We start from the raw sequence: 20247 nt of genomic DNA, 5'->3' as shown, positions 1-20247 counted from the left end.
ATGGTTCCAAAAATAATTTTTAACCTAAAATCAGTAATAAAAAAACCGTCCTGTTTCGTCAAAAAAACGATACGAGACGGGATAGTTGTATTTTTAAATGAAATTACACTTTCATGATTTCGATTTCTTTATTAGCTAAAAGTTCGTCTATTTTTTTGATGAAACTGTTGGTCAAAGTTTGAACTTCTTCTTCGGCACTTTTACAAGTATCTTCTGAAGTGCCTTCTTTCTCAAGTTTTTTAATGTCGGAATTGGCTTCTTTTCTGACGTTTCGAATCCCAATTTTGGCATCTTCAGCTTCCGATTTGGCTTGTTTTGTCAAATCACGACGACGTTCTTCTGTTAACGGAGGAACGCTAATGATAATGATGTCTCCGTTATTCATGGGGTTAAAGCCAAGATTGGCAATCATGATTGCTTTTTCTATGGTTTGCAACATTTTTTTTTCAAAAGGCTGAATCGTAATTGTTCTGGCATCAGGAACGTTAACGTTCGAGATTTGAGAAAGTGGCGTTTGAGATCCATAATAATCTACAAAAACGCTTCCAAGCATTTGAGGGGAAGCTTTTCCGGCACGAATGTTCAAGAATGCTTTTTCTAAATGGGCAATGGTTCCCGTCATAGATTCTTGCGTACTATCTAATATAAATTCAATTTCTTCGGTCATAATCTTGATTTTTAGACTTCTTAGATCATTAGATTTTTAGACTTCCTAAAAATCTAAAGTGTCTCTTTATATGTTTACTACTGTTCCTATATTTTGTCCTTCACAGATTTTTATAAGATTTCCTCTTTTATTCATGTCAAAAACAAGAATGGGCAATTTGTTTTCTTGGCTTAAGGTAAATGCGGTTGTGTCCATTACATTCAAACCTTTTTTAAGAACATCTTCAAACGAAATGTAATCGAATTTTGTTGCTGTCGGGTCTTTTTCAGGGTCTGAAGTGTATATTCCGTCAACACGTGTTCCTTTTAGAATAACGTCAGCGTGAATTTCCACTCCTCTTAAAACTGCTGCAGTGTCCGTTGTGAAATAGGGATTCCCCGTTCCGGCTCCAAAAATTACGATTCTCCCTTTTTCAAGATGACGAACCGCTCTACGTTTGATGTATGGTTCGGCAATAGCTTCTATTTTTAAGGCAGTTTGCAAACGAGTTAGCATGCCTTTATCTTCTAATGCACCTTGTAGTGCCATCCCGTTAATTATGGTGGCCAGCATTCCCATATAATCGCCCTGAACGCGATCCATTCCGTTGCTTGCGCCAGCAACACCTCTGAAGATATTTCCTCCGCCAATCACTATGGCTATCTCAATGCCTTTGTCATGAATTTGCTTAATTTCATCAGCATATTCGGCTAATCTTACAGGGTCGATACCGTATTGTCTATCGCCCATTAACGCTTCGCCACTTAATTTTAGAAGAATTCTTTTGTATTTCATTCTGGTTATGTTTTTTTAGAGTCATGCTTTCGCAGAATCAAGTCAGTGTTTTGTTTTCGTTTAGTCGTGCAAATATACTCATATTCTAATTTTATGAAATACTGTTTTCGAAAAAATACTAACAGAGATTCGCAATATTTGCAAAGGCTATTGTATTTCTTTTTTATATGTAATAAATGTTACTCAATATTCTTTCTTAATGGAGTAAATTCGCGTAATTTAAAGATATAAATCATGAAGAATTCAGTAGCCAAAGCTTTGTTTAATAGCCATTCCTATCCAGAATACAGAAAGTTGGTTTCAGATTTATTGTTTGAAGGGAAATCCACAGATAATGAACAATCCGAAAATATGCTTCATTATACCACCTTGAATGAAACCAGAATGAATCGTTTGGATAAAACGATGAAAATTTCTGGCGAAAACATCCTGAAGTTGCAATCGTTAAAAAAGGAATATATTTGGTTAGTTCTTGCTGAAGGCTGGTGCGCCGACGGAGCACAATTAATCCCTGTTTTTAATAAAATGGTAAATGAATCGGATAAAATTGAGTTGAAAATTGTTTTGCGAGACGAAAATGAAGATTTTATGAACCAGTTTTTGACCAACAATAGCAAAGCCATTCCTAAATTGGTCATTATAGATAAGGAAACAGGGAATGTTTGTGGGAGTTGGGGACCAAGACCAAAAGGGGCCATCGATTTAATCAAAAACTACAAAGAAAAATTTGGAATTGTTGACGAAATAGCAAAGGCTGATTTGCAAATGTGGTATTTGCATGACAAAGGAATTTCAACCCAAAATGAAGTTATAGATTTGATGCTGAATCAGGAACAATAGAATTCTCAAATAAGGTGAGATCCAAGGCATTTTTCACATCATAATCGCCAATTTTTGTTCGACGTAAAGCCGTTAAATATGAGCCAGAATCCATTGCTTTCCCAAAATCAAAAGCTAACGAACGAATGTATGTCCCTTTGCTGCAAACGATTCTAAAGTCAATTTCAGGAAGTGCGATTCGGGTAATTTCAAATTCGTGAATGGTCGTTTTTCTAGAGGCTATTTCTACGGATTCCCCAGCTCTGGCGTGTTCGTACAAACGAACTCCGTCTTTTTTTATGGCCGAATAGATGGGGGGTTTTTGATCTATTTCTCCAAGAAATTGTTTTACCGTTTCGTGAATGAAAGCTTCATTGATGTGTGAAGTTGCGAAAGTTGCATCAATTTCGGTTTCCAAATCATAGGATGGAGTGGTGGCGCCAATGTAAAAAGTCCCAGTATATTCTTTGGCTTGACCTTGAAGTTCAGTAATCCTTTTGGTAAATTTTCCTGTACAAACTAACAATAACCCGGAAGCTAAGGGGTCTAATGTTCCGGCATGACCAATCTTGAATTTTTTTGGAAGCCCCATTTTGTTAATTAGGGCATACTTCATTTTATTTACCGCCTGAAAAGAAGTCCAATGCAAAGGTTTGTCGATGAGTAAAATTTGTCCGTTTAGGAAATCTTCGGTATTCATTAAATAATGCTCAGTGGATGAATGAAAAAGTGGATAGCCAGCAGTGTAATTCCTGCAATAATTCGATAATACCCAAATGATTTGAAGCCGTGTTTGCTTAAAAATCCTATGAAACTTTTAATGGCTATAAGCGCTACAATAAAGGCAATTACATTGCCTATAATTAAAAAATTAATTTGGTCGTGGGTTAAAACAAAACCATCTTTGTAATAATCGTAACTCTTTTTTAAGGTAGCTCCAAGCATTGTTGGAACTGCCAAAAAGAATGAGAATTCCGCTGCTGAAGAACGGGATAGTTTTTGTGACATCCCACCTACAATACTAGCGCCACTTCTTGAAACGCCGGGAATCATTGCTATGCATTGAAATAAACCGATTTTGAATGCTTTTGAATACGTGATTTCAGTATTTGTGGAATTCGCAAACCAATCATCCACTTTTAATAATAGGATTCCTCCAATCAAAAGAGAAACTGCAACAGTAACAGGATTTTCTAATAGAGCGTCAATTTTTTTGGAAAACAACAATCCCAAAACTACAGCGGGAATAAATGCAACCAGTATTTTTAAGTAAAAATCGAATGTCTGAAAAAAACGTTTGAAATATAAAACCACTACAGAAAGGATGGCGCCTAATTGAATAACGATGGTGAAAAGTTTGGTAAAATCATCATGTTCAATTCCGAAATAAGTACTTGCTAGAATCATGTGGCCAGTTGAGGAAACGGGCAAAAATTCTGTAATTCCTTCAATGATAGCAAGGATTATGGCTTGTAAAGTATTCATTTAATTAGATTTTGGGTTGTAGTATTTTTAAGTGTTTCAAAAAATTATGACAATCTAACTCTTGTTTTTTTTCAATATGGAGTAAATCGTAATTCCAAAACCAATTAAAACCATTGTAGGAGCGAGACGAATTCTTCTGAAATTAAAAATTTCTTCATTAAAGACCTTCGGGTCATTGCTTCCACCTCCTGACATGAGCAAAAAACCAATGGTGATTATCAAAATACCTATTAAAAGGATTTTGTAGTTTATTTTGTCAAAAAGAAATTCTTGTGGTTGTTGTTTTTCGTCCATTTTTATAGTATTCTAAATGTTATCCCCAATTGTGTATTAATACAGGTCGTCTGTTCTCAAATTCAAATAACGTTGGGTTGCAAAAAACGTACTAACCCATGTGATTAAAATCCCAACTAAAAGAACCCCCAGCAATATTGCACCAATCATTAATTGATCTCTTAATATGCCTAAATTTGGATAGCTGGAATCAAGATAAATCAATGTGCCTATCAAAGCTAAAACGGCTAAAACAGAGCCAATCAATCCCAGTTGAATACTTCTCAAGATAAAAGGTTTTCTAATAAACGATTTCGTAGCGCCAACCATTTGCATTGTTTTGATAATGAAACGATGCGAATAAATAGACAATCTCATCGAACTGTTGATTAAAATCATCGCCACCAAAGTTAAAATTCCGCTAATAATTAAAATCCAAACACTTACTTTATTGATATTGTCGTTCACCAAACTAACCAATTGCTTGTCATAAACAACATCTGTCACCATTTCGTTAGCCCTGAAACGACTTTCAATTTTTCTAATATTTTCCGTATCAATATAATTGGCTTTCAGGTGGATGTCAAAAGAATTTTGCAAAGGATTAGTTCCTAAAAACGTCATAAAATCCTCACCTATAATGTCCGTATGCTCTTTTGCCGCTTGTTCTTTCGAAACGTAAACACTTGATTTTACAAACTTTGACATTTTAAGTTCAGCACCAAAAGCATTCATAACACTATCGGTAGCCTCATTTTTAAAAAAAACGGTCATTACGATTTCTTCCTTAAAATCGTCGGACAAATTTTTAGAATTAATTACAAATAACCCCAGAAGACCTAACAGGAATAGTACTAGAAATACACTTAATACTACCGAAAAATAAGAGGAAATTAGTCTGCGTTTTTGAAATTTTTCGTAAGAGGAGCTCATATATGATTAAATTATGGGGTAAAAATAATTAAACAATTTCTTTAATCATAGTTTATAACGTTTAAAATTTTGTCATTGGTACAATATAAAATAAATTTCAAAATTAAACTAATCTTCACATTGGCTTTTTTTAGATTTTTCCAATGTTCCAAGTTAATGACAAGTAATAAAACGCTCCAATTTGAGGGCCTCCTAATATGGAATAATACGATTTGTTTAGAAAATTAGTTCCTCCAACTTTGGCAACTATGCCTGGTTTTTCGAAATTATAATTGATTTGGGCGTCCATTGACCAATAAGCAGGCACTTTACCACTAACCAGAAATGAAACATAATCGTATTTGCTTTGTTGGCGATAGGTAACACTTGCTCCAAGATTTTTCCATACATTTTCGGCTACGACGGTTCCATTTGCGACATATTCTGGAGTGTTGAAACCATCTTCCAATCCGTCTTTGTCATCAGTTCGGTCTAATTTGGAATAAGTCACATTTCCTAAAGCCGAAAACATTTCGTTGAATCGGTATTTCAATCCTAAACTGCTTCCGTAATTGTATATTTTACTTTTGGAATTGGTCCACAAACGGTAGCGGCTTTGTGTAGCTTTCGAATAGAGAGCAGTCGGTATTTGTGCTGGGTCGGTCGTGTTGGCAATACTGGCTTCTACCTGGGCAATGAAGTTTTCGTAACGATTGTAATAAAAATCGGCATCGATAAACAAACTCTTTTTTAAGGCAACACCCCTGAATCCAAATTCAAAAGAACGAACAAATTCAGGTTCCAAATAAGTATAAGGATTTTTTTGAATTATGCCTTTGTTTTTGTCAATAGCTTGTGCTTGTGTTAGACCAAGTGTGTTGATGTCACTGGTTACCTGAGCCTGAAATTTGTCGATGGAAACTTTGGTAAAAGAGTTTTCGAAAATTCCGTCTGACATAATTCGCAATCCCCCCACTCGTTTTACGCCACCACTGTTTACATTGGAAAAACCCTCGAAAATACTCGGGAATCGGTAACCGCTTTGGTAAGAAGCACGGAAATTAATTGTTTCTTTAGGAGAATATACCGCCGTAACTCTGGGTGTAAACTTCACGTCAAAATAATCGGCTTTGTCAGCGCGAATGGCTGCGCTTAGTCGTAATTTTTTGTCGAACAAATCTTTGCTTAACTGGGTAAATCCGCCTGTTTTTCCGTATTTCAAGTTTTTGCCATTATTCTCCGGATTGATAAAATAATTCCCATCGGGAACAATAATATAGGTTCTGTAATCAAAACCGCTTAAAAGCTGTGTGCCCATTTTTTTGAAAAATTCTGCAAAAGCTTTGTCCCAGTTCAACAAACCTTCAGAATGAACGAGGCTTGATTTTACGCGAAGTGCTGCGCCATAATCCCAATTGTTAATGTTGACCAGTTCCTCTTTCTTTTGCTCGTAAGCATCTGTACCCGGAATGAATCTTCCTGCATCAGAAGCTGTTCTGGCTATTTTATGGGCATCGGCAACTGTAGATCCATTGGTAACCGCATTGTTATAGGCTGTGGTATAATCGGCAAACCATTTGTCGTCTGATTTGAAAGCACGATCCATATTCTCCGCCAATGAGCGCATATTGTATGACTTGCCCGTGTTTTCTTGTGTCAAATACCCACGAATCATAAAAATATCGGTATGATAATCAATTGCATACTGGCTTAGTTTGTAATCATCTAATCTAAAACGATTTGAACGTTGATAAACCGTGTTGATTAAAGCTCCTTTGTAAGTTACTGCTAATTCGTGCCCTTTTTTTGGACGGAAATACAAACCTCCATCCCATTTGTAATTTTCAATACCATAATCGGCAATATCAGTTTCTCTATAACCTGTTCTGGAAACTACATATTTTTTACCGTTTAAAGTCAGCGTTTTTCTATTAGCTGATTCGTTTCCATATCCATTTACTTCATCATAAGCAGGATTGTCAGCTCCGTATAAATTAGTTGAAGAATTGAGAGTTGGAGCCAAATCAGTTCGGTTGTCGGCAATCCAATCCGTTCCATTTGTGACAGAACCATTTATTTTGAACGCTATTTTTGAGTTGATTGCTTGGGCGTAACGCAAATTAGTTGTGGAGAAAAGTTGGGGGGAAAAACGATCCATATTTCCAGTATGATTCACACCTGTTAATTGTTGAATGCTCATCCCTTGATATTCAAACGGGTTTTTGGTTTGTATATTTGCTAATCCATTAATTGCATTCATACCGTATAAGGCTGAAGCTGCACCAGGAATAACCTCAATTTTATCGATATCAAGATCATTGGCTCCAAGGGCATTGGCAATAGGTGTACCCAAATGAGGAGCCTGATTGTCTATGCCGTCGATTAATTGCGCAAATCGAACATTGGTGGTGTTGGCAAATCCTCTGGTATTGATGACTTTGAAACCTAAACTTGGAGTAATGATTTGTACACCTTTCAGGTTTTCCAATGCATCAAAATTGGATTGTGAACCCATGTTTTTGGCATCGGCAGCTTTTAATTGTTCAATACTGATGGGCGAACGCAAAATAGTTTCTTGGGTGCGGGAAGCTGTTACCACTACTTCTTGGAGAATTTCTCTTTTGATTGTATCTTGTTGTTTTTTGGAGTCTTCCGATGGTGCTTGCGCAAGAATCCTTGTGCTTATTAATATTAGAATGAAAGGTAATTTTAACTTCATAGTGTGATAAATTTTCAGTATGTTTGAAAAGGAATACTGATGATTAACAATTTAGTTTAAGTTGTTTTGTGTTTAGTGAATATCAGTGTGTTTATAAATGAATAGTGGTGGTGAATTTTTTTAGAATTTCAGATTTTGAGTTTCTTTTTCAATAAAATCTTTGATACGTTTTTCGATTTCATAAAAAAGAGTGATTGCTCTTTCTCCTGCTTCGGTCAATCTTGCACCTCCGCCGCCTTTTCCTCCAAGCAATTTTTCAACTAAAGGAGTTTCGGCACGTTTATTCATTTCTTCCACTAATTGCCAGGCCTGACGGTATGCCATTTTCATTTCTTTGGCAGCATTGGTGATAGAACCTGTTTTTTGAATATTTTCCAACAACCAAATTTTTCCAATACCCAAAAACGGCCCTTCGGCTTCTTCAATCCAAAGTCTGACTTTAATATCGTATTTTTTGTTTTCTGGCATAGAGTTATGTTTTTAAAAACATACTGCAAACATACGTATTTTTACTTATTTTGAATCCAATTTATGATTTATTTTTTTGTTTACTAAATTACTTTGGCACAATGCACAATAAACGTAAATTTGCCATTCAAATTACCTAATACAAAGACTTGGAGTTTTTAGTTTGTACTTTTTGCCACAAAGTCACGAAGTCTCAAAGAAAAAATATTTTAATCCAAATGACAAAATAAATTATAAATTAGTGTCTTAGCGCCTTTGCGGCAAATTTTAAAAGCAGAATGACTTGAGTGTGCGAAAGCATGACTCCGTTAAAAAACAATAAAAAAGAGAATGAAATACAATCCGAACGAAATAGAAGCCAAATGGCAAAAACATTGGGCAGACAATCAAACTTTTGCAGCTGAAAATAACTCCGAAAAACCAAAATATTATGTTTTGGATATGTTTCCTTATCCGTCTGGAGCGGGATTGCACGTGGGTCATCCACTGGGTTACATCGCTTCGGATGTGTATTCGAGATATAAAAGACATCGCGGATTCAATGTTTTGCACCCAATGGGCTACGATAGTTTTGGATTGCCGGCTGAGCAATATGCGATACAAACCGGTCAGCGTCCGGAAGACACGACTTCGGTAAATATTGACGGAGGCGTGGATAAAGAAGGAAACAAAATTGCGGGTTACCGTAAACAATTGGATAAAATTGGATTTTCATTCGATTGGAGTCGTGAAGTACGTACTTCGAATCCTGATTATTACAAACATACGCAGTGGATTTTTATTCAATTATTCAATTCCTGGTACAATAAAGATACAGACAAAGCTGAGGATATTTCGACTTTGGTTTCCATTTTTGCAACAGAAGGAAATGCGAATGTAAATGCAGTTTGCGACGACAATATTGTTGGTTTTTCGTCAAGCGAATGGAACGCATTTACATCAGATGAGCAACAAAAAATACTATTACAATACCGATTGACTTATTTAGCCGAAACCGAAGTCAATTGGTGTCCGGGATTGGGAACGGTTTTAGCCAATGATGAAATCGTAAACGGCGTTTCGGAACGTGGAGGATTTCCGGTTATCCGCAAGAAAATGACCCAATGGAGTATGCGAATTTCTGCTTATGCGGAACGTCTACTTCAAGGTTTGAATGATATTGATTGGAGCGAATCAATAAAAGAATCACAAAGAAATTGGATTGGAAAATCGGTTGGAGCGATGGTTTCATTTAAAGTCGAAAGTCAAAAGTCGAAGGTTGAAAGTGAGCAACAATATATAGATGTGTTTACTACAAGACCCGACACGATTTTCGGAGTTACGTTTATGACTTTGGCGCCTGAACATCCTTTGGTTCAAGAAATAACAACTTCTGAGAATTTAGATAGAGTAAATGATTATATTTTTGCATCATCCAAACGTTCCGAAAGAGAGCGTATGGCGGATGTAAAAACCATTTCGGGCGTTTTCACGGGAGCGTATGCCGAGCATCTGTTTACTAAAGAACCGATTCCGGTTTGGATTGGTGATTATGTTTTGGCAGGTTACGGAACAGGCGCTGTGATGGCGGTTCCTTGTGGCGATGAAAGAGATTATGCTTTCGCAAATTTCTTTAAAGGGCAAAATGGAATGCAACCAATCAAAAACATTTTTGATAAAGACATTTCCGAAGCGGCTTTTGGTGCGAAAGAAGGTTTTCAATTGGTAGATTCTGATTTCTTAAACGGATTGGGTTACAAAGAAGCGACCAAGAAAGTAATCGCTGAATTAGAAAAGATAAACCAAGGAAAGGGGAAAATCAATTACCGTTTGCGTGATGCTGTTTTCTCTCGTCAACGCTATTGGGGCGAACCGTTTCCGGTATATTATGTGAATGGCTTGCCACAAATGATTGATGCGAAACATTTGCCAATCGTATTGCCGGAAGTAGAGAAATATTTGCCAACCGAAGACGGTTTGCCACCGTTAGGAAATGCTTCTGTTTGGGCTTGGGACAGCGTAAATAATAAAGTAGTTGACACGAATTTGGTTGACAACGTAACTATTTTTTCTTTGGAATTGAATACTATGCCGGGTTGGGCGGGAAGTTCGTGGTATTGGATGCGTTATATGGATGCCAAAAACGAAGGAGAATTTGCAAGCGAAGAAGCTTTAAAATATTGGGAAAGCGTGGATTTATATATTGGCGGAAGCGAACACGCAACCGGTCACTTATTGTATTCCCGTTTTTGGAATAAATTCCTAAAAGACAAAGGTTTTGCGCCAACCGAAGAACCATTCAAAAAATTGATTAATCAAGGAATGATTTTGGGAATGAGTGCATTTGTTTATCGAATTACTCCACATCTTTTCGGAAATATTGGAGAAAATAATTGGAGTACAAATGGTTTGCCTCAAGTTTTTATTTCCAAAAATGTTAAAGAATTGATTTCAAAAGAGGATTCTGCTCTTGAAGAAAAAGACATAGCTTTAAAAATAAAAACAGTTAAAAAAATTGAAGAGGTTGAAACTTATTTAACTTCTCTGTTGGATTTGGAAATAAAAAAATCAGCATCAATAAAATTATCAAAATTTGGAAATGCAAATCCTTTACACGTTGATGTTTCAATGGTAAGCACTTCTGATGAATTGGATGTTGAAAAATTCAAGTCTTGGAGAGAAGAATATAAAGGTGCAATATTTATTACCGAAGAAAATGGTAAATACATAGTCGGTCGCGAAATCGAAAAAATGTCGAAATCGAAATACAATGTCGTAACTCCAGATGATATTTGCAATGAATACGGAGCCGATACTTTGCGTTTGTATGAAATGTTTCTCGGTCCGTTAGAACAAGCGAAACCTTGGAACACGGCCGGAATTTCGGGAGTTTTTGGTTTCTTGAAAAAGTTATGGCGTTTGTATTTTGAATCCCCCTCTAACTCCCCCGAAGGGGGAGAACAGAACACGTTTTGTGTTACCAATGACGAACCGACTAAAGAAAATCTAAAAATTTTACACAAAACCATTAAAAAAGTAGCAGAAGATATTGAAGGATTTTCTTTTAACACTTCGGTTTCGCAGTTTATGATTTGCGTGAATGAATTGTCAACTCAAAATTGTCATTCCCGTGCTATTTTAGAACCATTGGCGATTTTGATTTCGTCTTATGCGCCACATATTGCTGAGGAATTATGGAGTCAATTGGGACATTCTGGTTCGATTTCGACAGTAGATTTTCCAACATTGGACGAAAAACATTTAGTGGAAAGCAATAAGGAATATCCGGTTTCTTTCAACGGAAAAATGCGGTTCAAGATAGAATTGCCCTTAGATTTAACGCCAGCACAAATCGAGGAAATCATCATGAAGGACGAAAGAACCATCAAACAATTGGGCGGAAATGTTCCTAAAAAGGTAATCATCGTTCCTGGAAAAGTGATTAATCTGGTGGGGTAAAATTTAAAATTAATTACTGATGTTTTTAATTGATTACTGAAATTAAAAATGCCAAATTGACATTTTTAAAAATTGGTTCATAATTTGATGAGATATTTCTAAATTCTAAAAACAAAGAAATATGTATTTGATATTAGCAGGTTTAATTATGTTATTCAGTTGGTTGGTCAGCAGTCGATTGAAAAGTAAATTCGAATTGTATTCTAAACTCCAACTGCAAAACGGAATGTCCGGAAGGGAAATCGCTGAAAAAATGCTTGCTGACCACGGAATTACAGATGTTAAAGTAATCTCTACAGAAGGCCAACTTACCGACCATTACAATCCTGCAGACAAAACCGTGAACTTGAGTGAGGCGGTTTATAACCAAAGAAACGCAGCTGCTGCGGCCGTTGCCGCGCACGAATGCGGTCACGCGGTACAACATGCCACAGCCTATAGTTGGCTCACTTTGCGTTCGCAATTAGTGCCTGTTGTTAGCGTAGCTTCGACCTATATGCAATGGATTTTAATAGCGGGTATATTAATGCTGCGCACTTTTCCGCAATTGCTATTGGTAGGAATCGTGATTTTTGCCGCAACTACGGTATTTTCGATTATCACTTTGCCGGTGGAATATGATGCAAGTAACAGGGCTTTGGCTTGGTTGGAAAACAAAAATATGCTGAGCCAAAAAGAGCAAGCAGGCGCAAAAGATGCTTTGAAATGGGCTGCCAGAACGTATGTAGTTGCTGCCATTGGCTCTATTGCAACGCTATTATACTATATTTCGATTTTTAACAATAGAAGATAAATAAAGATTTAGATAAAACACAAAATCCGTTTTGAAAGAGCGGATTTTTTTATGGGAAAAATAGATTCAATAACTGATTGGTCTACAATTGAATTTGTCTGTCAATTTGCTGGTCTAATGAAATGAAAGTTTCTGTTCTCGAAACACCTTCGATGGCCTGAATTTTCGAATTGAGTAAATTCATCAAGTGTTCGTTGTCCCGACAAATAATTTTAATTAAAATGGACCAATTTCCTGTGGTGTAATGGCATTCCAGTACTTCGGGGATTTTTTTTAGTTCTCTTACGGCTTCTGGATTCCGTGCCGCTTTGTCTAGATAAATTCCTACGAAAGCCATGGTGCTATAGCCCAAAACTTTGGTGTTCACGATAAATTTCGATCCCGAAATCACCCCGGATTGTTCCAGTTTTTTCAGTCGTTGATGAATGGCCGCACCAGAAATCCCGATTTTGTTGGCGATTTGTAATATGGGTTTTCTGGCATCATCCATCAGGAACCGAAGAATTTCTTTGTCGATTCCGTCAATTTCTACTTGTTGAAGATTTATTTTCATTGGTTGTTGAATGTAATCAAAAAATAGTTATTTGATTTTATTTGAAAAGCAAATGTATAAAATAACCGTGAATTTGAATTAAATTTTAAATTTATAGCCCTGATAGCAACGACATCCCACGCTTTTGGGCGTGGATAAAATGGATAGCAGGACACAAGCGGAGCGAACTGACGAAGTAAATAGCTCCATAAAATTTTAACCGCTAACTTTATCCGGGTTGTAGCCTAAATATGGCATTTCTTTTTCGTTAAAAATTACGCCATATTCTTCCAGTTCTTTCAAAATGGGCAAATACACTTCTTTGTTAATAGGCAACTGAACACCGGGAGTTGTAATGTTGCCGTTCAGGATTTGCAAAGTCGCCATGGCCACCGGTAATCCTACTGTTTTGGCCATTGCAGTATAGGTTTGGTCTTCGCCGATGCAAACCATTTTGGAATCGATTTGTTTTTGCACTCCATTTAGTTCGTAGCCAAATTTATGATACATCACGATCATGTCTTTGTCATTGGGTTGCAAAGTCCAACTGTCGGTTAAGATTTTTTCGAGAATTTGTGCGGGAGTTGCATTTTTAAGGGCAACAATTTTTTTTGAATTCAAAATATCTAATTCTAATAATTTGTCCCACATAATGTCATCTTGTTCGATGCCAAGACTCAATCGCAATTTGATTTCTACTGAATCTGTAGGGTGATATGGCAAGAATAAATTGGTGAATTCTCTATAGCTTATGGTTTCAGAATTGTCTATAACATAGGTGTCGTCAGTCATACCCAGTTGCACAAACATGTTCCAAGCTTTAGAAAAACCCACCCTGCGAATGGTTCCTCGATATAAGGTCAATGCGTTATCAAGTCCATAAACGCTTCGGTATTTTAGTGAATCTCGGTTGGCATAACATTCAAATCTTCCATAGCCTTCCACTTCCATGAACTCGGTTCTGCGGAATAATTTGTGGTACGGAATGTATTTGTAAGTCCCTTCCTGTATGAACTTGGCAGCGCCACCTTGTCCTGCCAAAACCACATTTCTTGGGGCCCAAGTGAATTTATAATTCCATAAATTGTTGTCCGATTCTGGGGCGACCAATCCACCGCAGAAGGATTCAAACAGAATTACTTTTCCACCTTTTTCCCTAATTTCATTAATGATTTTCATGGCACTCATGTGATCAATTCCGGGATCAAGCCCAATTTCATTCATGAAAATCAGGTTGTTTTCTTTTGCGGCAGCATCCAATTCTTGCATGGCGTCGCTGACATAAGAAGCGGTAACCATGTGTTTTTTATATAGGATGCAGTCTCTGGCGATTTCAATATGCAGGTGAGCTGGTAACATAGAGATTATGATATCCGCTTTTTTAATTTCGGTTTTTCTTTGATTTGCATCAAAAATGTCTATAGCGATTGCCGTAGCGTTTTTATGATTGTTGGTTTTTCTTTGGGCCAATTCAAAGGATAAATCTCCAATGGTAAGATGTAAATTTTCCTGATCGGATTTGTTTAGAAGATATTGTATTAGTGAAGAAGCCGAACGACCAGCTCCAATAATTAGAATGTTTCTCATAGTGTTTTATAAATGTGTACAAAGGTATGAAATAGGGCTGATTCGCAAACGTTATAGTTGAGAAAGATTTTCTACTTGATTTTTTATATTTTTATTTTAAATAAAAAAAGCTCACGATTAAAGTGAGCTTTGCATTTTGTTTCAAAAAATATTATTCGAGACCTTCTAGATCTTTCATGTCTTCTTTTTTGGATTCTATCTTTTTCTGTTCAAATTGGACATCTTTTGCCACTTCATCTTTGATAAGGGTTTGTTTCCCAATAACAACAATCAAAGTTAACCCAGAAACTATAAGAATCCATTTAGGTATATTTTTTTGATTGATGTCCGATTTTATTAAGGCGATGAAACCAAAAATGAAACCTAATCCAATAGGCAAAAGTGCCAAAGTACCCAATGGTAAAACGGCAAAAACAATTCCTAGAATTGCAAATATAACGGCTAAAACAATAAATAATTTTCTCATAATTTTATAATCCTGATGCGTTAGATAAAGTTAGTTGTCCTGTTCCCACAGGAATGCTGAATTTGATTAAAGCAGGTACTTTTGCAGCATCGGCGGTAAGCCAAATAATGTTTTTGTCCGTTCCTTTAAGGGCTTTTGTTTTTGCGCCAATTGAAATTTTATAGCATTCTTTTTTGCCTAGATTTCCGGCAGATACCGTTTCTTTTCCCATGAATTTTGCAGAAACGGCCATTTCTTTTTCATCAAAAACAACAACAAAAGATTTAATTTGACCCGGTTTAAAAGTGTTAAAGTCAACGGTTCTTAATTTGTATAGAATAGAAACTACGTCTTGGGTTGTACCGCCAACGGAAAATGTTTTTTTAGTTTCAGTGTGTTTTTTATTCATGGTACTTTCAATTGTACTTCCGCCATTTTTGAAAATATATTTTTCTTTTTTGAAGTAGCTTCCTTCAAAAATATCTCTTTTGTATAAACTAGGTTTTAAAGTAATTGGGTTTACATACGATTCATAAATATCTCTAATCTTGAAAAAAGTATCCCATTTGCTGAAAGTGGTTGCTTGACAACTCAAATGCAGCAAGGTGTTTTTTGACGTTTTTACAGTTTCGGTTTCCATCGTCACTTGGGCGAGCTGTGTCATTAGGCCACTCATATTATAGGAAGCGGCATAAATAAATTTTTCGCCAGGTTTTACCGCTTTGTTTTCTTGAGCAAATGCTGCGTTGATTGCCAATAAAATTGTTAGAATAAATAGTAATTTTCTCATTAAGTTTCTAATTTTAGAAGGTGCAAATATAATAATTTTTTCATTAAGCTTTTTTCATCATTAAAAAAGCTTAAAAACTTTTCGGTTTCCACTAATAACTAATAATTTCGCTAATTATTATATATGTAAAGAAATGGAGAAAAAAATGATTTCAATAGCGGCACTATTAGGTATGGTCGCTATCATCCTTGGCGCTTTTGGTGCGCATGCTTTAAAAAAAGTATTAAGTTTGGAACAGTTAAATATTTTTGAAACGGGAGTAAAATATCAAATGTATCACGCCCTGTTTTTATTGTTTACTGGAACGTCTCACCTTATTTCTGAAAATGCGAAAAGAGCTATTCTAAACCTCGTTGTAATAGGGGTACTTTTTTTCTCAGGTTCAATCTATCTATTGGCAACAGATGACCTGACCACTTTTGACTTTAGAATAATTGGATTTGTAACTCCCATTGGGGGAGCTTTTTTAATAGCTGCTTGGTTTTTGTGTTTGTATCACTCTGTGAAAAAAAGTGCAGGTAAGAATTAGCAATTAGGATGAAAATGTTTTTGGGCAACCAGATAGGCCATTCCATTTGGAATTGATAAAATTTCTTCTTGCGCACATTATCTTTATATGGCTTTAAAAGGTTCAATAAATATCCCGAATGGAATGCGCCATTCGTCTAAATAACAAACCCCAGTAGATTTTGATGCATTACTAACATACAAAAATGGAGAAATTGGGATCTTAATTCATTAAATCAGACTTATGTTGGGGATGAATGCTAAATGTTGATTGTTAAATGGCCTATTTTAGGGTATTAATTATGTATTGGAAAAACGTTTTCATTTTAAATATTAGTAATTTAAGCCATTAATAAGTAAGAATATAGTCGTTTTTTCTGATACTTTCTATTATTATCCTAATTCTTTAATATCGATATGGTTTGTTCAGATGAATTTCCTTTCTTTGTCTCATAATTCTAAAAATGAATCTGTTATGTCTATCAAGAAACAATTTATAAAAACTAAGCCAGTTTGCAAAGTAACTTTTACAGTTGATGCTAAAGATGCAAATACGGCTTCTGTAGTAGGTGATTTCAATAATTGGAGTCCAAGCGAAGGCGAATTAAGCAAATTAAAAAACGGAACTTTCAAAGGAGTTTTCGATATAAACAAAGATGCAACTTATGAATTCAAGTATGTTGTTGACGGTGTATATGTTAATGATCAAGAAGCGGATTATTTTATTTGGAATGAATTTGCCGGAACAGAAAATGGTGTTTTAGAAGTATAACATCAAAATAAAAAGTCGCTCGTTTGAGCGACTTTTTTGTTCTATTTCCATAATAATTAAGACACGAAATCGGTTTAAAGTCTTACTAAGAAATTCAAGTCACTTTCGGATTGTAATTCTTTAGGAGTTTGGTTTTGTATAAAAAGTCGAGCAGAAAGACCTCCTTTAAGAGTTATTTGCTCTCCTTTTATGTCAAGCCAACTTCCTTCGCGTAATCCTAAAATAGGAGTTGAGTTGAACTGGTGGAATTCTAAAATTCGAGCTTCGCGTGTTTCGCCCATGTGTTTCGAATCCAAATCGGAATCGAGATAGTGTGGATTCAAATTAAACGGAAGCAAACCCAAGGTTTCAAAACTGGGGGGATAAATTATGGGCATGTCGTTCGTGGTTTGCATGGTTTGTCCGCAAATATTACTTCCGGCACTTGTACCCAAGTAAGGCGTTCCTTTCTCTAAGGTTTCTGCCAAATTTTTCATTATATTATTTCTATATAATTGATATACCAATACAAACGTATTGCCACCACCAGTAAAAATTCCTTCGGCGTTTTCAATGGCATCTTTAGGGTCTTCAAATTCATGAATTCCTTTTACTTTAATATTTATTTTGGCGAAAGCCAGATGTACAATATGGGTGTATTCTTCATGGGAAATCCCGCCGGGTCTCGCGTAGGGAATAAACAGTATGGTTTTGCAATTCTTGAAATGTAAAGCCAAATGGGGTAATAAGTATTCCAAATAAGTTTCGCCATGAAGCGTGGAAGTACTGGCGATAATTAGATTCTTCATTTTTAGTATTAAAAGATTTTCGTATAAAGGTAAAAAATATAAGGAGTTTTGTCACTGTTTTAAATTAACTTAAAATTAGTATCCCGTTAGTAATTTATTGGGAGTACCTTAAAATACATTTACAAAATAATACAGTGTATTTTTAGGTTTAATAATTATGGATAAAATCTTAATTGCTTTTATTGTACTTACGATATTACCCAATAAAATGGTTGGTCAAACACCTATTCATAGGATTCTGAGAGGGAAGGTCTCTGCCGATGTTCATAATATGGAAGGGATTTATGTTATCAATCTTAAAACAGAAAAGAGTACTATCACAAATGAAGGAGGTTATTTTTCGATTCCCGCTACTGTTGGAGATACTTTAGTGTTGTCCTCTATTCAATTTAAAGGCGTTAAAATTGCTTTGTCTGAGGATGATTTTTGCAAAGAATTGTTTTTTGTAAAAATGATGCCTTTAATGACGCAACTGAAAGAAGTCATGATTTATCAATATAAAAACATTAACGCGGTAGTTTTGGGGATTATTCCAAAAGGACAAATAAGCTATACGCCTGCGGAGCGAAGATTGAAAGCAGCAACAGGTTTAGATGCTCGAATAGGATTAAATACGTCGCTTTCCATTGATCCGCTATTCAACTTGCTTTCAGGGAGAACGGCTGAATTGTTGAAAAATGTTCAAGTGGAGCGGAAAGAATATTTATTAAAGCGAATAGGGGATATGTTTGACAACGATTTCTACAGAAATAAATTAAAAATTCCTGAAGAATATATCAAGGGATTTCAATATTATATCGTAGAAAACACTAGCTTTGTTAGTACACTGAATGCTAATAATAAAGCAATGGCAACTTTTTTAATGGGTGAACTGGCATTGAAATATATTGATATTATTGCAAATGAAAAATAAAATAGGAATACTAGCTTTGTTATTGTTAAGCCAAGTTTGCTTTAGTCAATTATTGACAAGAAAGTTAATTCATGGGCAAGTGGTTAATGATTCCATAAATGTTGAAAATGTTGTTGTTTTTAATGCTAATTCCAAAACAGGAACGGTAACGAGTTCTCAAGGTTTTTTTAGCATCAATGTAAGGGAAAACGATACTTTAGTTTTTTCGGGTTTACAATTCAAATCTAAAAAATATGTTTATTCGGACATAAAAGGAATTGATTTAAAAATAAAACTGGAAATTTTTACGCACCAATTATCGGAAGTTGTCGTTTCTAACAAAAACAATATAAAACCCATACAAGGTTCACAGTCCATTGTGGACAAGAAGTATTTTGATGATGAAAAATCGTCCTCAAAAAACCGGACCATGATGCAGGTGGGAGGTGTTGAAAATCCCATGGACTTTGTCAGGATGTATAAGGATGTTTTCAAAATACTCAAGAAAAAGTATCCTAAAAAAACAGATTTTACAACGCAAACCGATTTTACGGAAATTGTCATGAAAAAGATTGGCTATTCTTTTTTTACGAATAAATTAAAATTGAATGATGATGCCATCAAACTCTTCCTCGTTTATTGCGAAAATGAATCCAAAGCAAGAATGTTCTCCAAATCAACCACCGAATTTGAATTGATGGATTTCTTAATTGTGAAAAATATGGAATTCAAAAAAATCACTGCCATTAATAAATAAAACAACAGTCTCATTCTGTTTTTATTTGCCGAAAAATTCATAAACTCACGTTATTGCAACACTAGAAATTGAAAAATAATTTACTGCCTTTTATCCTGCTTTTTCTAGTTCAATTCGTTTCGGGACAAACACTTGGTGAAAAACAAATAACAGGTATAATCATAGTTGATGCTGTTGCGGTAGAAGGCGTTACTATTACCAATGTTAGAAATGAAAAAGCGACAGTTTCTGATATAAAGGGAGTTTTTAATTTAGTTGTTAAAGTCGGGGACGTATTACTATTGTCTGCAGTAAACCTAGAGACCAGAAGAAAAACGATAAGTGAAGACGACTTCAATTCAGAATTGCTTATTTTTAAAATGAATCCAAAAATGAACCAACTCAAAGAAGTAACCATCAACCAAAATTCAAATATTAATGCCGAGAACTTGGGGATTATTCCATACGGGCAAAAGAAATATACGCCAGCAGAACGAAAACTCTATACCGCAACTACCGGAGGTGGAATTGTCCCTCTTGACCCTATTATCAATTGGATTTCTGGGAGAACAACAATGCTTAAAAAAGAAATTATTGTAGAAAAAAACGAAAAATTATTAATGAGACTTGACGGATATTATGAAGAGGACTATTATACCGAAGTTTTAAAAATTCCAAAAAATTACATCAAGGGGTTTCAATACTATTTGATTGAAGATGCTGATTTTGCTAATGCTTTGCGAGCTAAAAATAAAACCATGACTTTGTTTTTAGTCAAGAAATTAGCCTCTGGTTATAACGAAATAATTCAACGGGAACAGAAATAATTAAAGCCGAAGTTTTTGTACTT

Annotated in this window: 21 protein-coding genes; 8 read left to right on the top strand and 13 right to left on the bottom strand. The window is 35.4% G+C overall.

The window, feature by feature from the left end:
• Positions 1-103 precede the first annotated feature (103 nt).
• Both frr and pyrH read right to left on the bottom strand, forming a co-directional pair.
• The gene (gene frr, locus DB895_RS03715) at positions 104-667 is read right to left on the bottom strand and encodes a ribosome recycling factor (protein ID WP_116724008.1); all 564 of its coding nucleotides are present in this window, start codon (positions 665-667) and stop codon (positions 104-106) included.
• Between the two features lie 66 nt (positions 668-733).
• Positions 734-1441 carry a UMP kinase gene (gene pyrH, locus DB895_RS03710; protein WP_116724007.1) on the bottom strand — a complete coding sequence of 236 codons (708 nt, stop codon included), beginning with the start codon at positions 1439-1441 and terminating at the stop codon, positions 734-736.
• 234 nt (positions 1442-1675) lie between these two features.
• Here pyrH and DB895_RS03705 point away from each other — a divergent pair, with 234 nt between their 5' ends.
• Positions 1676-2281 (top strand): thioredoxin family protein, encoded by a 606-nt coding sequence (locus DB895_RS03705; protein ID WP_116724006.1) that lies wholly within the window; start codon positions 1676-1678, stop codon positions 2279-2281.
• On the opposite strand, the gene truB is transcribed toward DB895_RS03705, so the two are convergent.
• The 6 genes from truB to DB895_RS03675 all read right to left on the bottom strand — a co-directional run bounded on the left by truB (position 2250) and on the right by DB895_RS03675 (position 8117).
• On the bottom strand, positions 2250-2960 hold the full coding sequence (gene truB, locus DB895_RS03700) for a tRNA pseudouridine(55) synthase TruB (RefSeq protein ID WP_116724005.1): 711 nt from the start codon (positions 2958-2960) through the stop codon (positions 2250-2252). The two genes, DB895_RS03705 and truB, sit on opposite strands and share 32 nt — an antisense overlap.
• Positions 2960-3745 (bottom strand): undecaprenyl-diphosphate phosphatase, encoded by a 786-nt coding sequence (locus DB895_RS03695; RefSeq protein WP_116724004.1) that lies wholly within the window; start codon positions 3743-3745, stop codon positions 2960-2962. The genes truB and DB895_RS03695 overlap by 1 nt, the downstream gene beginning before the upstream one ends.
• Before the next feature lie 54 nt (positions 3746-3799).
• A complete protein-coding gene (locus DB895_RS03690) occupies positions 3800-4039 on the bottom strand; it encodes a DUF3098 domain-containing protein (protein WP_116724003.1) in 240 nt (79 codons plus the stop codon).
• Between the two features lie 36 nt (positions 4040-4075).
• The gene (locus DB895_RS03685) at positions 4076-4951 is read right to left on the bottom strand and encodes a cell division protein FtsX (protein ID WP_116724002.1); all 876 of its coding nucleotides are present in this window, start codon (positions 4949-4951) and stop codon (positions 4076-4078) included.
• 130 nt (positions 4952-5081) lie between these two features.
• The gene (locus DB895_RS03680; protein WP_116724001.1) at positions 5082-7649 is read right to left on the bottom strand and encodes a TonB-dependent receptor; all 2568 of its coding nucleotides are present in this window, start codon (positions 7647-7649) and stop codon (positions 5082-5084) included.
• Between the two features lie 120 nt (positions 7650-7769).
• A complete protein-coding gene (locus DB895_RS03675) occupies positions 7770-8117 on the bottom strand; it encodes a winged helix-turn-helix domain-containing protein (protein WP_116724000.1) in 348 nt (115 codons plus the stop codon).
• Positions 8118-8447: 330 nt separating this feature from the next.
• Between DB895_RS03675 and DB895_RS03670 the strand changes: the two genes are divergently transcribed.
• Both DB895_RS03670 and DB895_RS03665 read left to right on the top strand, forming a co-directional pair.
• Complete coding sequence (locus DB895_RS03670; protein ID WP_116723999.1) at positions 8448-11555, top strand: leucine--tRNA ligase; 3108 nt, start codon at positions 8448-8450, stop codon at positions 11553-11555.
• A gap of 121 nt (positions 11556-11676) precedes the next feature.
• A complete protein-coding gene (locus DB895_RS03665; RefSeq protein WP_116723998.1) occupies positions 11677-12348 on the top strand; it encodes a zinc metallopeptidase in 672 nt (223 codons plus the stop codon).
• Between the two features lie 82 nt (positions 12349-12430).
• On the opposite strand, the gene DB895_RS03660 is transcribed toward DB895_RS03665, so the two are convergent.
• From DB895_RS03660 to DB895_RS03645, 4 genes are all read right to left on the bottom strand, one after another.
• Positions 12431-12901, bottom strand: coding sequence for an Lrp/AsnC family transcriptional regulator (locus tag DB895_RS03660; RefSeq protein WP_116723997.1), 471 nt, complete (start codon positions 12899-12901; stop codon positions 12431-12433).
• A 195-nt stretch (positions 12902-13096) separates the two neighbouring features.
• Entirely contained in the window at positions 13097-14467 is a 1371-nt protein-coding gene (locus DB895_RS03655; protein ID WP_116723996.1) for a saccharopine dehydrogenase family protein, read from the bottom strand.
• Positions 14468-14618: 151 nt separating this feature from the next.
• Complete coding sequence (locus tag DB895_RS03650) at positions 14619-14933, bottom strand: hypothetical protein (RefSeq protein ID WP_116723995.1); 315 nt, start codon at positions 14931-14933, stop codon at positions 14619-14621.
• A 4-nt stretch (positions 14934-14937) separates the two neighbouring features.
• Positions 14938-15702 carry a DUF3108 domain-containing protein gene (locus DB895_RS03645; RefSeq protein WP_116723994.1) on the bottom strand — a complete coding sequence of 255 codons (765 nt, stop codon included), beginning with the start codon at positions 15700-15702 and terminating at the stop codon, positions 14938-14940.
• Between the two features lie 145 nt (positions 15703-15847).
• On the opposite strand from DB895_RS03645, the gene DB895_RS03640 reads away from it, so the two are divergent.
• On the top strand, positions 15848-16231 hold the full coding sequence (locus DB895_RS03640; protein WP_317046104.1) for a DUF423 domain-containing protein: 384 nt from the start codon (positions 15848-15850) through the stop codon (positions 16229-16231).
• 453 nt (positions 16232-16684) lie between these two features.
• Positions 16685-16981, top strand: coding sequence for an isoamylase early set domain-containing protein (locus DB895_RS03635; RefSeq protein ID WP_116723992.1), 297 nt, complete (start codon positions 16685-16687; stop codon positions 16979-16981).
• A 74-nt stretch (positions 16982-17055) separates the two neighbouring features.
• Here the strand turns inward: DB895_RS03635 and pepE are convergent, their stop codons facing one another.
• A complete protein-coding gene (gene pepE / locus DB895_RS03630) occupies positions 17056-17769 on the bottom strand; it encodes a dipeptidase PepE (protein ID WP_116723991.1) in 714 nt (237 codons plus the stop codon).
• A gap of 157 nt (positions 17770-17926) precedes the next feature.
• Here pepE and DB895_RS03625 point away from each other — a divergent pair, with 157 nt between their 5' ends.
• From DB895_RS03625 to DB895_RS03615, 3 genes are all read left to right on the top strand, one after another.
• On the top strand, positions 17927-18682 hold the full coding sequence (locus tag DB895_RS03625) for a hypothetical protein (RefSeq protein ID WP_116723990.1): 756 nt from the start codon (positions 17927-17929) through the stop codon (positions 18680-18682).
• Entirely contained in the window at positions 18672-19418 is a 747-nt protein-coding gene (locus tag DB895_RS03620) for a carboxypeptidase-like regulatory domain-containing protein (RefSeq protein WP_116723989.1), read from the top strand. The genes DB895_RS03625 and DB895_RS03620 overlap by 11 nt, the downstream gene beginning before the upstream one ends.
• Before the next feature lie 68 nt (positions 19419-19486).
• On the top strand, positions 19487-20224 hold the full coding sequence (locus DB895_RS03615; protein WP_243694617.1) for a hypothetical protein: 738 nt from the start codon (positions 19487-19489) through the stop codon (positions 20222-20224).
• The last annotated feature ends 23 nt before the right edge of the window (positions 20225-20247 follow it).

The sequence above is a fragment of the Flavobacterium psychrotolerans genome (genome assembly GCF_003097635.1).
Lineage (GTDB): Bacteria > Bacteroidota > Bacteroidia > Flavobacteriales > Flavobacteriaceae > Flavobacterium > Flavobacterium psychrotolerans.
This window is presented reverse-complemented; position numbering and strand designations above follow the sequence as displayed.